Source organism: Viridibacillus sp. NPDC096237, assembly GCF_050278625.1.
In the GTDB taxonomy this organism is placed as follows: Bacteria; Bacillota; Bacilli; order Bacillales_A; family Planococcaceae; genus Viridibacillus.
In genome coordinates, this window is sequence record NZ_JBNNTI010000024.1 from 49426 (window position 1) to 62795 (window position 13370).

14 protein-coding genes and 2 riboswitches are annotated in these 13370 nt (G+C 37.2%); of the genes, 4 read left to right on the forward strand and 10 right to left on the reverse strand.

Annotated features, from left to right (window positions below):
* Positions 1-19: 19 nt before the first annotated feature.
* The 10 genes from ACQKMD_RS13885 to ACQKMD_RS13930 are packed head-to-tail and all read right to left on the reverse strand — an operon-like array spanning position 20 to position 9350.
* Complete coding sequence (locus ACQKMD_RS13885; RefSeq protein WP_427752723.1) at positions 20-1147, reverse strand: cobalt-precorrin 5A hydrolase; 1128 nt, start codon at positions 1145-1147, stop codon at positions 20-22.
* Positions 1144-1926, reverse strand: coding sequence for a precorrin-4 C(11)-methyltransferase (cobM, locus tag ACQKMD_RS13890; protein ID WP_427752724.1), 783 nt, complete (start codon positions 1924-1926; stop codon positions 1144-1146). The genes ACQKMD_RS13885 and cobM overlap by 4 nt, the downstream gene beginning before the upstream one ends.
* Entirely contained in the window at positions 1926-2633 is a 708-nt protein-coding gene (gene cobI, locus ACQKMD_RS13895; protein ID WP_427752725.1) for a precorrin-2 C(20)-methyltransferase, read from the reverse strand. Before cobI ends, cobM begins: the two co-directional genes overlap by 1 nt.
* Positions 2626-3846, reverse strand: coding sequence for a precorrin-6y C5,15-methyltransferase (decarboxylating) subunit CbiE (gene cbiE / locus ACQKMD_RS13900; protein WP_427752727.1), 1221 nt, complete (start codon positions 3844-3846; stop codon positions 2626-2628). The genes cobI and cbiE overlap by 8 nt, the downstream gene beginning before the upstream one ends.
* Positions 3824-4936 carry a cobalt-precorrin-5B (C(1))-methyltransferase gene (locus ACQKMD_RS13905; RefSeq protein WP_427752742.1) on the reverse strand — a complete coding sequence of 371 codons (1113 nt, stop codon included), beginning with the start codon at positions 4934-4936 and terminating at the stop codon, positions 3824-3826. The genes cbiE and ACQKMD_RS13905 overlap by 23 nt, the downstream gene beginning before the upstream one ends.
* Before the next feature lie 2 nt (positions 4937-4938).
* Positions 4939-5589, reverse strand: a complete 651-nt coding sequence (locus tag ACQKMD_RS13910; RefSeq protein WP_427752728.1) for a precorrin-8X methylmutase — start codon at positions 5587-5589, stop codon at positions 4939-4941.
* Between the two features lie 12 nt (positions 5590-5601).
* The gene (gene cobK, locus ACQKMD_RS13915; protein ID WP_427752729.1) at positions 5602-6378 is read right to left on the reverse strand and encodes a precorrin-6A reductase; all 777 of its coding nucleotides are present in this window, start codon (positions 6376-6378) and stop codon (positions 5602-5604) included.
* Positions 6375-7265 carry a sirohydrochlorin chelatase gene (locus ACQKMD_RS13920; RefSeq protein WP_427752730.1) on the reverse strand — a complete coding sequence of 297 codons (891 nt, stop codon included), beginning with the start codon at positions 7263-7265 and terminating at the stop codon, positions 6375-6377. The genes cobK and ACQKMD_RS13920 overlap by 4 nt, the downstream gene beginning before the upstream one ends.
* Before the next feature lie 21 nt (positions 7266-7286).
* Complete coding sequence (cobJ, locus tag ACQKMD_RS13925; protein ID WP_427752731.1) at positions 7287-8960, reverse strand: precorrin-3B C(17)-methyltransferase; 1674 nt, start codon at positions 8958-8960, stop codon at positions 7287-7289.
* 24 nt (positions 8961-8984) lie between these two features.
* Positions 8985-9350 carry a (2Fe-2S) ferredoxin domain-containing protein gene (locus ACQKMD_RS13930; protein ID WP_427752732.1) on the reverse strand — a complete coding sequence of 122 codons (366 nt, stop codon included), beginning with the start codon at positions 9348-9350 and terminating at the stop codon, positions 8985-8987.
* Between the two features lie 200 nt (positions 9351-9550).
* A riboswitch (cobalamin riboswitch) is annotated at positions 9551-9747 on the reverse strand.
* 235 nt (positions 9748-9982) lie between these two features.
* Positions 9983-10166, forward strand: a riboswitch (cobalamin riboswitch).
* Positions 10167-10364: 198 nt separating this feature from the next.
* Between ACQKMD_RS13930 and ACQKMD_RS13935 the strand changes: the two genes are divergently transcribed.
* From ACQKMD_RS13935 to ACQKMD_RS13950, 4 genes are read left to right on the forward strand one after another with little or no spacing between them, the layout of a single operon-like run.
* Positions 10365-11126 (forward strand): energy-coupling factor ABC transporter permease, encoded by a 762-nt coding sequence (locus tag ACQKMD_RS13935; RefSeq protein ID WP_427752733.1) that lies wholly within the window; start codon positions 10365-10367, stop codon positions 11124-11126.
* Positions 11123-11425 (forward strand): energy-coupling factor ABC transporter substrate-binding protein, encoded by a 303-nt coding sequence (locus ACQKMD_RS13940; protein ID WP_427752734.1) that lies wholly within the window; start codon positions 11123-11125, stop codon positions 11423-11425. Before ACQKMD_RS13935 ends, ACQKMD_RS13940 begins: the two co-directional genes overlap by 4 nt.
* Position 11426: 1 nt before the next feature.
* The gene (gene cbiQ / locus ACQKMD_RS13945) at positions 11427-12221 is read left to right on the forward strand and encodes a cobalt ECF transporter T component CbiQ (protein WP_427752736.1); all 795 of its coding nucleotides are present in this window, start codon (positions 11427-11429) and stop codon (positions 12219-12221) included.
* Positions 12214-13059, forward strand: coding sequence for an energy-coupling factor ABC transporter ATP-binding protein (locus tag ACQKMD_RS13950; RefSeq protein WP_427752737.1), 846 nt, complete (start codon positions 12214-12216; stop codon positions 13057-13059). Before cbiQ ends, ACQKMD_RS13950 begins: the two co-directional genes overlap by 8 nt.
* Positions 13060-13370: the final 311 nt, after the last annotated feature.

Consider the following 13370-nt stretch of genomic DNA (forward strand, 5'->3'; position numbering starts at 1 on the left):
GGTTTTCTTGGCAATTATTCTAATCATCATGTGAAATAACGGCAACTGAAATGGTTGTGTTACCTGATTTTTTCTTAACTAAAGCTAAATCATCCATTCCAGTATATAAACGAACTGCAGGTTCACTGACACCATAAGCACCTGTATATTTGAAAACAGTCTCAGATGGTGCTTCAATTGTGGCAACATTCAATTCGGCTGGTGTGTAGTACTTAAAATCCCAGCCAAATTTTGCAACAATATCAAGGAATCCTTGCTCATCCTTTTTTAAATCAATTGTACATAGTGCTTTGACACTTTTAATCGAAATTTGAAGTTCTTGTAAAGTATCCAGTATAACTTGTTCAATTTCTTCGGCAGATGTACCACGATTACAGCCCATGCCAATTACGACAGTTTGCGGACGATACACAACACCGTTCTCCAATATTGCTTCTTCAGCTTCTGTCAGTAGACGATGGGTGATGATTAATGCACCTTTTGGCTTTGCTTCTAGAGCTTTTAAAATGCTCGGATATTGTGTGATATTTTCTGGCAGTGGTGTTTGTAGATGCCACCAGTTTTTTTCACCTGACTCTTGTACGATGGCAACAGGCTCTTCGTTAACGACAGACGCACTGACAGGTGTTAACTTATCATCAGCATCCCAAACCCAGCCAAACCGTGAACCAAAAAGGTCTACAGGAATTGTTTTTTGAACATCTGATGCAGTTGTAATAATCGCACGGGCATTTAAAGCAGAAGCAACTTCGTGCGTTAATTCGTTAGCTCCGCCTAAATGACCTGACAGAACACTGATGACATTTTCTGCACGGTCATCAATGACAACAACCGCAGGATCTGTCTTTTTATCTTTTAAAATAGGTGCAATCATACGGACTACAGCACCAAGTGAAATAATCATAATGATACCTTTATATTGTTTGAACAATGTTGGTAACAGCATGCGTACACTTCCTGAAAACAGTTGTATATGCTTTTGCTGTTCATCACCTTGTTCAAATTTACTCATATAGTAAACGTCTGAGTGTACAAATGAACGATGTAGATTACGTGCTGTTTGTACACCATGCTTCGTTATAGCAACTATGGCATATTGGTTATGTTGTTCTACAACCGGTTCTATACCTTCTTGTAACTCGATCATTGAGGTTTCACACCTTTTCTGAATCCGTGAGTGAAAGTTGCATCATATAGTTTTGAACGATATTCATCTTTATCATGAATATTAGGGTCAAGCGCCCAACCAGCTAGTATCATCGCATGCTTTCTGATACCATTTTTTCGCATATCCTCATCTAGATTAATAAGCGTAGTACGAACAATTTTTTGATCAGGCCATGATGCTCTTTGGATAACAGCAATTGGCGTATCATCGCTCCATCCTGCAGTTTGTAACTCTTTAACGATTTTCTTCGTTAAAGTAGCACTTAAAAATAATGCAATTGTACAATGATGACTCGCTAAATCACGAAGCTTTTCAAATTCAGGTACAGGTGTACGACCTTCAGCACGAGTTAAAATTAGTGTTTGCGTTAGATCTGGAATCGTTAGTTCGGCCCCAATTGCTGCAGCTGAAGCGAATACCGAACTGACACCTGGAATCACTTCTGCATATATATCTTCTTTTTTCAGTAATGCCAGTTGCTCCATTGTCGCCCCATACATTGCAGGGTCCCCTGTATGAATACGTGCTACTGTTTTGCCAGCATTTACACGGTCCACAATTACACCAACCATTTCTTCTAAATGCATCCCTGCTGTTTTAATTACTTCTGCTTCTGGTTTTGCTTTAGCAATAAGTTCATCATTTACTAGTGAATCTGTATACATAACAACGTCAGCTGTTTGTAAAATATTTAACCCTTTTACTGTGATTAGATCTGGATCTCCAGGTCCTGCCCCAACTATGTATATTTTTTTCATTATTTACGCACCACCATTAATGTTAAATATTCTAGCTCTGCATCTTCTAATTCATCCATTGACCAAATTACTTCCTCATCAGAGGTAACTTTTGTTACGACAGATGCTTTGTCATATAGATTTAACTCTTTTAATACTTGAATCATTAGATCCATTACTTTTGCAACTTTAATAAACACAACAGCATCATGGTCTTCAAGTGCTTTTTTCATAGCATCATAATCGTCAGTAGCTGGAATAATAGCAACATGATCATCCCCATCAGCAAGAGCAATACCTAAGCGTGAAGCTGACCCATTGAATGAGGAAATACCAGGAACCGTTTTTATCTCTATTTCTGGGTGCAATTCTTGCATCAATTTCATCATGTGAATGAATGTACTATAGAGTAGTGGATCTCCTTCTGTCACAAAAGCAACGTCTTTACCCTCTTGTAATTTTCCGTATACAAGTTCAACTGCTTTGTTCCACTCTCTATCAAGAATCTCTTGATCCTTCGTCATTGGAAAAACAAGTCCAAGCATATCTTTTTCACCCGGACGAATATATACATCAACTATACGTTGTGCATAGCTCTTACTTCCTTTGCGTTTTCGCGGATAAGCGATGACTGGTGATTCTTGAATCACACGAAATGCTTTAACTGTTATAAGTTCAGGATCTCCTGGACCTACTCCTAGGCCGTATAATGTACCGAAATTACTCATTGGTGTCTTCCTTTCGCTTTGCTGTAATAATATAAATTGGATTTAATGGCACAAATCGTTTCATACCTAAGATTGGTTTACTTCTAGAAATTTGAGCGTGCATAATAGATGTTTCAAACCCAAATTCTTCAAATGCCTCATTTGCACGGTATAAATTTTCTATGGTTGCTGCATTTAAAACAATTCTTCCACCTTCGTTTAAACGCTCACAGCATACTTGAAGAAGATTCTTCATGTTACCACCAGTACCACCAATGAAAATGGCATCTGGATTCGGGAAAGTATCAAGACCTTCTGGTGCTTTGCCGTGAATTGCTGTTAAATCAGTTCGGAATTTACGTTGATTTTGTAGGCAGTTTTCAAGATCACCTTCATTTTTTTCAATCGCAAATACTTTTCCTTCTGGTGCAAGCTTCGCAGACTCAATCGCCATTGAACCTGTACAAGTACCGATATCCCATACCGTGCTATTACTTGATAATTCCATAGCATATAAGCTTAGTACTCTAATTTCTTTCTTCGTAATAAGCCCTTTGTCGGGTTTACGTTGTGAAAATTCTTCATCATCAATACCTAAAGTCCATTTCGGGCTCTTACCTACTTTTTTGAGAATGACAACATTTAAAGGAGAGAACTCATGATTTTGCATATCCTCTAATTCATACCAACCGTATTTTTCATCTTCGCCTTGCATATTTTCTGCAACAAACGCACGATATTCCTTCATACCAAAAGATAATAAATATTCAGCAATTTTACTCGGGCTATTATCAGCATCTGTTAACAATGCGATTTTCGATTTACCATCAATTTTCTGCGCTAAACCTTTCATACTACGTCCATGAACGCTTATTAAATAAGAGTCCTGCCAGCTTTCACCCATTTTTGAAAAAGCTAATTGGATGGAACTAAAGTACGGATAAACTTCGATATCTATTTTGCTCGCTAAATAGCCACCAAGACCGTAAAACAATGGATCTCCTGATGCTAAGATGACTGTTTTACGCGTTTCATTTTTCAATAGTTCTACTAGCGGTTTTAAGCCGCCTTTTACGACAATTTTTTCTCCTGTATAGTGAGGAAAGAATGCAAGAAGTCTTTCTCCACCTACTAATACTTCACTATCTTCAATCCATGATAAATATTGAGGTAATAAACTCTCTTGACCGTTATCACCGATACCAATCAGTTTAATCGATTGAGTCAATGCCATCAGCCCTCCCTAATAATTGTCCCTTCATTGAATAAATAGCGGTATCCATGATGAGACCACCACGCACATGATTAAGTGACGATGTACAACAAGCTTCACATAAATGATTGAAGAATTGATTGTAACCAGCTTCCATCATCATTTCACCAACTTGAGAAGCTGTATTCGCACCGCATACTTCCTGTACAAGCTTATCTGATGCTCCGACGTCTTTTGCAAGTTCTGCCATAAACTCAAAGTTAATAGCTGCACTTTTTGAATGCACCATCATAACACCTTGGGCCACTTTCGAAAATTTCCCCATCATCCCTACTAATGACACTCTTTTAATACCTAGTCGTTTACAGTGCTTGAGTGCAAAACCGACAAAATCGCCCATCTCAATGAAAGCTTCTTCCGAAAGTCCTTCATATTGTTGCATGCCATATTTTTCACTACGTCCCCCTGTTGTCAATACAACATGATCGCAGCCCATGGCAACGGCTACACTGATCGCCTGCACAATACTTGCCATATATGCTGAACTAGAAAACGGTACAACCGTTCCTCTAGTGCCTAAGATGGAAATACCTCCGATAATCCCCAATCTTCCGTTTAACGTTTTTTTTGCAATTTCTTCTCCATCAGGAACAGAAATAACAACCTTAACGCCACGGTCAATTTGAAATTCATCTAGCGTTTCTTGAACTGTAGAATTTAACATTTTTCTAGGTACTGGATTGATAGCCGCTTCTCCAACAGGAACAGGAAGACCCGGCTTGGTCACTCTCCCCACACCGACTCCTCCATCTAAAATTATTCCTGGATGTTCTCCCCAACTGACAGTAGAAATGATTAATGCTTTATGCGTTGCATCTGGGTCATCTCCAGCATCCTTTATCGTTTCACAACTCACGGAATCTCCTTCAAAGACATTTTTTTCGATAGTAAATGTTGCATCTCGGCCCACCGGCAAATGGATCGTAGCTGTTTCTTGTGCTTCACCTGTAATAAGTGCCGTTAAAGCTGCTTTCGTTACGGCTGTTGCGCAAGCGCCTGTTGTATAGCCATGACGCATTTGCGATGGATCTTTTTTCTCTTTCTTTTGCATCATTAAGCTTGGTCTGCTAATAGTGAGATAGCATTTAGTGCCGCAACAGTTACAGTACTACCACCTTTACGTCCAAGATTTGTAATAAACGGCACTTCCGTTATTTTAGCTAGTTCTTCTTTTGACTCTGCAGCAGATACAAAACCAACAGGCATTCCGATAATTAAATCAGGCTTTACTACCCCCTCTTTTATTAATCGAATCAATTCAAGTAATGCAGTTGGCGCATTACCTATCGCATAAATTCCACCTTCATGTAAATGTGCAGCTTTTTGCATAGACATAATGGCACGCGTAGCACCGGCTTCTTTAGCTGCTTTCGAAACATCATCATCAGAAATATAGCAATATACATCTCCACCATGTTTTTGGAAACGTTTATGTCCAGTACCACTTTCAATCATTTGCACATCAGCGATTACTGCTTTACCAGAACGAATTGCTCGAATACCTGCTTCAATCGCATCTGGATGAATGATTACTGAGCGACCTAAATCAAAATCGGCTGAAGCATGAATAATACGACGAATAATTTTCCATTCATCTTCTGTAAAATCATGTGGACCATATTCTTCTAGAATAGTGGCAAAGCTATGTTCGTAAATTTTATCTGGGTCAACTGTTAAAGGTTTAAAATCTGTTCTGAAATCCATTTGGATTGCCTCCTATATTTGGGAAAGTTGAAGTTGAGTTTGTAATGCTTGAATCACATCATCAAAAGTAGAATGAACATTTTCGTAAGCTACTTTTGGTCTTGCAATCATAATTGTTTCAATGCCACATTCAAGAGCTGCTGTTAGTTTTTCGTCGACTGAACCGACTTTTCCACTTTCTTTTGTAATCATTAAAGTGACACCATATTGCTTATAAAGTGCGATATTTAGTTCCTTTGAAAAAGGTCCTTGAATAGCAACAATATTCTTTTGTTCTACACCAAGTTCTGCACATTTTTCCATATTGTCTAAACGTGGTAACATACGGGCAATGACTCTTGTATCCTCTAAACCTATTAGCTTCTCAGTAAATGTACCTAGTGTTTTACTGCCCGTGGTAAGCATAATAACGCCACGTTTTTTTGCTGCTAAATTCGCTGCCTCTTCATAGTCTTTTACTAGGATTAATTTTTCATCTCCAAATCGCTGACTTTCACGTTCATATCGAATGTATGGAACATTTGCTAGTTTTGCTCCTGCTAGCGCATTTTTTGATGCTTCTTCAGCAAATGGATGAGATGCATCAACAACAGCCTGTAAATTTTTTGATTGAATAAATTGAGCCATATCTTCCGCTGTTAGACGACCAATATGCGTTTCTATATTTGCTTCAACTAAACTTTTTGCAGCTGATTCAGTGACAACAGTTGCTAAAACTGAGTATCCAGTTTGTTGTAACTCTATCGCCAATGCTCTGGCATCGCTCGTACCTGCTAAAAACAAAATCATTTCGCAGTACCAGCATGTTCGTGTTCATGATCGTGATGATGATGGTGGTCGTGATCATGGTCGTGATGGTGATGATGTTCTACAAACTCCATTGCATTGATACGGTATTGGCAAGTATCACAGTTCATTTTCACATCACCTTGAAGCGATTCTTCCACACGGTCTGTTAAAACTGTTTTTAGTTCAGGATGGTACCCAAAGTAAGCTGCTAGTTTTACATCCAATTCAGGATACATAGTTTGATAGCTTAAGACCATTTGTTCCATACGTTCCATTAAAATACCCGTGAATAGGAAGTAAGGAAGCATAATTACTTTTTTCGCTCCTAGCTGCTGGCATCTTTCAATACCTTCCTCAACTGTTGGATAAGTAACCCCCATAAAAGCACATTCTACTGTATGAACATTTAATTGTTCCCAAAGCATACGAGCAATTTTATAAAAGTCGCTATTAGCATCTGGGTCACTACCACCACGTGCGATTAATAAAATAGCTGTATCTTTATTTTCCGATTCATGATTGAAACCGGCTTCTGTTAAACGCTCTTTTAATATTGAGAAAATGGATTCATGTACACCTAGTGGACGACCATATGTAATTTGTACAGTAGGATATTTTTCTTTCCCTTCATCAATCGCTGCTGGAATATGAATTTTCGAATGTCCTGCTTGTAATAAAATAATCGGAATAACATGGATATCCGTAGCACCTTTAGCGACACAGTTATCAATCCCCTGTGCAATGTTTGGTGATGCAAATTCTAAAAAACAAGATTCCACTAGTAATTGACTATCTAATGTTGGCTTTAATTGCTCTACAAATTTATTAACCTCAGCATTACCCTCTGCTAAACGACTACCATGACCGACGAATAATATAGCTTGCATAAATACAATTCCCCCTAATTTTTAATCCCCGCAAGGAGCAGGTTCAATTTCAATTTTCGGTGACATATCTTGATAGTTAAATCCTTGAATTCGCTTCACACGTTTGAAGTACTTGAACAAGCGCTCGTTCGGATGCGCATTTTGACGATATTCTTCAACGATGTTACTGACAACTTCTACTATCTTTTCAGGATCAATACCTTCTGCTACTGGTTGCCCTGGATGAGCTGTTCTACCAACTGGTTTCGCACCTACGAAAAGATCAAATTTACCTTTTCTATAGACGATTCCAACGTCCTCCATCACGGCTTTGTAACAAGCCATTCCACATCCATTAAAGCCGATATTAAATTCTTTTGGCATGTGTAGGCCCCCTAATATCTCTTGAAGTTCCTCTGCATAAGGAATACCGCCTGTTTTTTCACCATCACAGAAATCACATGCTTTTATTGTTACAACATCACCAACAGGGGACAAAATAAAGTTTGCATCTCGCAATTTAGCTGTGATGATATCTGGAGTTGTCGTTGGTATTCTCAATAGAATATTATGATTTGGTGTATACTCCATCGTCCCTTTTTCTCCAACTACTTCTGCTAAAGTCATCATTTGTTTTGGTGTAAATCGTTTATTCGCAACACCGGGGCTGACTGCTAATTCGAATATAGATTCCATTTCTTGTTGTACATAAGTAGCCTGTGTTGCCACTTGCTGATCAGTTACACGTGATAATGCATCCAACGCCATTTCAAAAGAGCCAATAGTAGGTTTTGATTCAACTTTTACAACTGACAATTGCTGAGCTTTTACTAAAGCAGGTACGCTATCAATATTTTGACTTCGCTGAATGCCAGTTTCTTGGTCCATTGCCCAAGGCTCAGCTTCTTCTTTCAATCGTTGATGTGGTTTTAATGGTTGTTGTTCAGCATTCAATGTGTACTTCCTTTGATAACCACGGGGTGTAATCATTTTATTGTCATACAAAAATGTTGATGAATTACCGATGACAACTGTCGTTAACATACCAATATCATGATTCAACATATCTTTTAAATTCGTAATGATGATGTTTTGGCGATCACGATAGGCGCTTTTAACTAGCCCTACAGGTGTCTCTGGTGAACGATATTGTAGTAAAATACGCTGAGTTTCAACAATTTGGCGTGTACGGCGACCACTACGTGGATTATAAAGAGCGATTACAAAATCCGCCATTGCCGCAGCTTCCACTCGTTTTGCAATTAAGTCCCAAGGTGTTAAGTGGTCACTTAAACTGATCGTACATGAATCATGCATAACTGGTGCGCCTAGTAAAGAGGCACATGAATTTATTGCAGAAATACCAGGAATAACTTCAATTTCAACACCCGTTGCCTCAGTCCATCCTTTTTCTATTAGCACTTCATAAACTAGACCAGCCATTCCATAAACACCAGAGTCTCCACTTGAAATGACCGCAACTTTTTTACCATTTTCAGCTTGTCTTACAGCTTCTTGCGCTCGTGATACTTCTTCAGTCATACCTGTACTGATGACAGCGGTATTACTATCGATTAAATCTTGAATGAGTTCTACGTAGGTTTTATAACCGATAATGAAATCACTTTCTTGCAGTGCTTCTACTGCCCTTGTTGTAATATGTTTAAAATCCCCTGGACCAAAACCAACTACATAAAGTTTGCCAAGTTGTGACATTCAAGCATCTCCTTTTCGTAACATCTATCTATTTTTCGAAATCCCTTTAATCGCTCCTGATATCGGGTTTTTCGTCATATTGCCATTAATCGTTTGATAGACGACATGTGGTGCAACTTGCTGGTCGATACAGTCACGTACAATTTGACGACCAATTTCAGGAGATTCTGCTTTATACCAAGTACCTTGTGGATATGCAATAACGACACAAGCATCTTTACAACGACCATTACAGCGAGTTCGAGTTGTATGTATTTGTTCATCAATTCCAAGTCTAGAGATCTCATCTCTTACTGCCAGTGTAACTTCTTCACCGCCCTTTTTTAAACAGCTACTGCCGTTACAAATGAGCAAATGGCTTTTCATACTTTCTAAATTCCAAGTTGTCATAGTGATCCTCCCAAATGGTGTTCATCTTTTCTTATGAAAAAACTATGGAAATAGGGTAAATTGGCAGCTAGTTAACTATTTTGTTAAATAAAAAAACCTTAATTCAAGGAATTAAGGTTTAAAAACTAGATTATTCAGACAACACACAAAAATAAATAAGCGTCATCTACTGTAGCCTTCACCTTTCCCTCCGAAAAGTATCGTTCATAATTATAAAAGCAGGTTTCCTGGCTTACGCGTCACTTTACTTTGATCTCTTCCCAGTATTTCACCAGTGAGGATTATCATTTCATCAGCGTTACAGTAGCGGGGGCTGCATCGGATTCGAACCGATTTCCCTATTATCCAACTTGCTCTATGTTCTAAACATGTTGGCACTTTTAAATTTGTTATTCAATTGTATTATTCAGTAAATTCTAAAGCTGTATTTATCATATACTAAATTTTGTTAGATTCAAATAGATTTTTTAAGAATTAATATCTTGACATAATATTAAATAAACATTTTCATCAAAATATTGTTGTTGAAAACAGCTTCTGCAACGTTTTTACTTCAATTTAATTTATTTAGTTTTTCAAAAAAAATCTAGTAGAAAGAAAATTCTCATGATACACTATATTCTGAAATCTAATAATTCAATAAACTTCATGGTGTTAAATTAGCGTTTAACTTAAAAGGGAAGTCGGTGTTAATCCGGCGCGGTCCCGCCACTGTGTTGAGGAGTTTTGCTACGTTATGTCACTGTCTAATGATGGGAAGGCAGTAGTGAAATGATGATTCTAAGCCAGGAGACCTACCATGAAGTGAGGAAATGTTTCAACCTACGAGGATGGGTGTGAAAGTGAGTAAGTCTTATTTACTGATGACTATTCCTTCACGCACTTCTTTCTATGAAAGAGGTGCTTTTTTATGACAAATGGCTTATGCCCTATCCAGAGAGGTATTTCATAGGAGGTGTTATTTTTCAACTAATAAGTCGCCTGTAACAATACATACACAAAAGGGAGATTAACATGAATAAGCTAAAATCAATCTTTAATTGTAAAATGATTTACTTTTTAGTATTTGTCATGATTGTTCCAAAGCAAGCATTTGCCATGCACATTATGGAGGGGTTCTTACCTCTTGAATGGGCTATCTTCTGGTGGGCGGTAACGATTCCGTTTTTGATTATTGGATTTCGTTCAATTCGTAAAACAATTAAAGAAAATCCAGATACAAAAATGATGCTCGGTCTATCAGGGGCATTTGCTTTTGTATTATCTGCACTAAAAATCCCATCTGTAACTGGTAGTTGTTCTCACCCTACTGGGGTTGGTTTAGGAACTGTTTTATTTGGACCATTTGCAATGAGTATTGTAGGTTTTATCGTTCTATTATTTCAATCACTTTTATTAGCACATGGCGGCTTAACAACTTTAGGAGCCAATGCATTTTCTATGGCTGTTGTTGGTCCACTAATTGCATACGGTATTTATAAAGGGGCAACTAAAGCTGGATTATCTTTTGCATTTGCAGTATTTTTGGCTGCTGCTTTAGGCGATCTTGGTACTTATATTGTCACTTCTATTCAATTAGCACTTGCATTTCCTTCTGAAGTTGGTGGATTCTTTGCGTCGTTCACGAAATTCAGTAGTATTTTCGCTTTAACTCAAGTTCCTTTAGCTATTTCTGAAGGTATTTTAACTGTTATTATTATGAAATTCTTGAAAAAATACAATGTTTCTGAGCTAAAAGCACTTCATGTCTTCTCGAAAGGAGCTGAACAGCGATGAAAAAGAATTTAATACTAATAGCAATCGTTGTCATTCTTGCTATTTTCCCGCTATTCATTCAAAAGGGAGCGGAATTTGGAGGAGCTGATGGTGAAGCTGAAGCAGCTATTGGCGAAATAAATGCTTCATATGAGCCTTGGTTCTCAAGTATTTGGGAGCCGCCAAGTGGGGAAATTGAAAGTCTATTATTCTGTCTTCAAGCAGCCATTGGTGCTGGATTTATCGGTTACTTTATTGGTTTAACACGAGGTAAACACAAACGCAAGAATAATGTTAATAACAAAGAGAGTCAAATATAAGATGATCCTTATTGATAAATATGCTTATATGAATCGTTGGCAGCATATTCATCCTATTGAGAAAATGGCATTTACCTTTTTTCTGATGTTATTTTCTTTAACTGTGAAAGACACTCTGATATCACTCATCACATTTACTGTGATGAGTGCTTTTACAATTTTAGGCGCTAAAATTCCTTTTAAATACTATATCAAGTTATTATTAGTACCTGGTTTTTTCCTTTTAACGGGTATGCTGACCATTTTGATTTTATTTACAGGTAATTATAACTTCATACCTACACCACTTTGGACGACAAGGGTTTTTGGATTGCATATTTTTATAACAAAACATAGTTTAGAAATGGCAATCCAACTCTTTTATACTGTTCTTGGTAGTATTAGTTGCTTATATTTTTTAACATTAACAACACCGATACATGATATATTACATGTATTTCGGAAATTAAGAGTTCCTACCCTTTTAATAGAATTAATAGAAATCACATATCGCTTCATTTTCGTTTTTTTAGAAACATTACTAAAAATCCATCAAGCGCAAAATTCCCGACTTGGTTATATAACTATTAAACAAAGTTTACATTCATTAGGTTTACTTATTTCTTCATTATTGCTACAGGTTTTTCAACGTTCGAAGGAATTAACTATAACTATGAATTCACGCTGTTATATGGATGATATAAAGTTATTAGAGGATGATTACTCATTTTCAAAACGAAATTGGCTATGCATTGTACTAATTTCTATTAGCATTGTAGCCATTTATTTTGCGTTTGGAGGTAGTCTAAATGGATGAGCTATTTTTTGATATACAACATCTTACCCATAGCTATGCAGACGGCACTATTGCATTAAAAGACCTTTCTCTTTCTATTAAAAAGGGCAAAAAAATTGCATTGCTTGGTAACAATGGTGCTGGTAAATCTACATTATTTCAACATTTAAATGGGATATTACAACCCAATTCTGGTGAAATATATTTTAATGGCCGGCAGATGACATATGGACGCAAAGCTTTATTACAGTTACGGGAGCAAGTGGGGATCGTCTTCCAAGATCCAGATTCTCAATTGTTTTCGGGTACAGTTAAACATGATATCTCATTTGGTCCTATGAACCTTGGCTGGTCAAAAGAAAAGGTAATCAAACAAGTGGAGTGGGCGATGAAAGAAACTGAAGTCACTCCCCTACAACAAAAGCCGATTCACTTTTTAAGTTTAGGTCAGAAAAAACGTGTCGCTATTGCTGGGGTATTAGCGATGAATCCAGATGTTTTTATATTAGATGAACCGTCTGCAGGTCTTGATGCATATTATTCTAAGCAAATCATGGTACTATTAAATACAATTCATAAACCACATAAAACCATAATACTATCAACTCACGATGTACATTTTGCATATGAATGGGCCGATGAAATTATCGTTATGAGCGACGGTAAGATACTTTTTCATGGTGATCCCATCTCTGTATTTAAGCAGCCTAATTTGCTTGCTCAAGCTCATCTTGAGAAGCCTTGGGTATTTGAAACAGCCGAACAATTACAACTGATGGGAATGCTTGCAACAGATACACCCTTCCCTCGAAATAAAGAACAATTGTATTCACATTTGAAGCAAGGTATTAATATTTAATTACGAGTTCTTTTTTTCCTTACTGGCTTTTTGCTAGTAAGGTTTTTATTTTCTCTTAGAGACCATGTTTTGATCTCAATATACAGACTAGCGAGGTCTATGTTTTTTAACAAAATATCATATAAATATTTTAAGGTTGTTAGTATTTACAATTATTATCACTAGTGTTGCATAAATAAAGACAGAAAATTCCGTCTATTAATACTTAGGGTTTAGAGCCAAAAAAGGAAACATTTCAATAAAGGTGGCCCCATTCATTTGGTTTTTATTTACAATTATACGTGTGCGATAACGACAGTTTGCGTTTTATG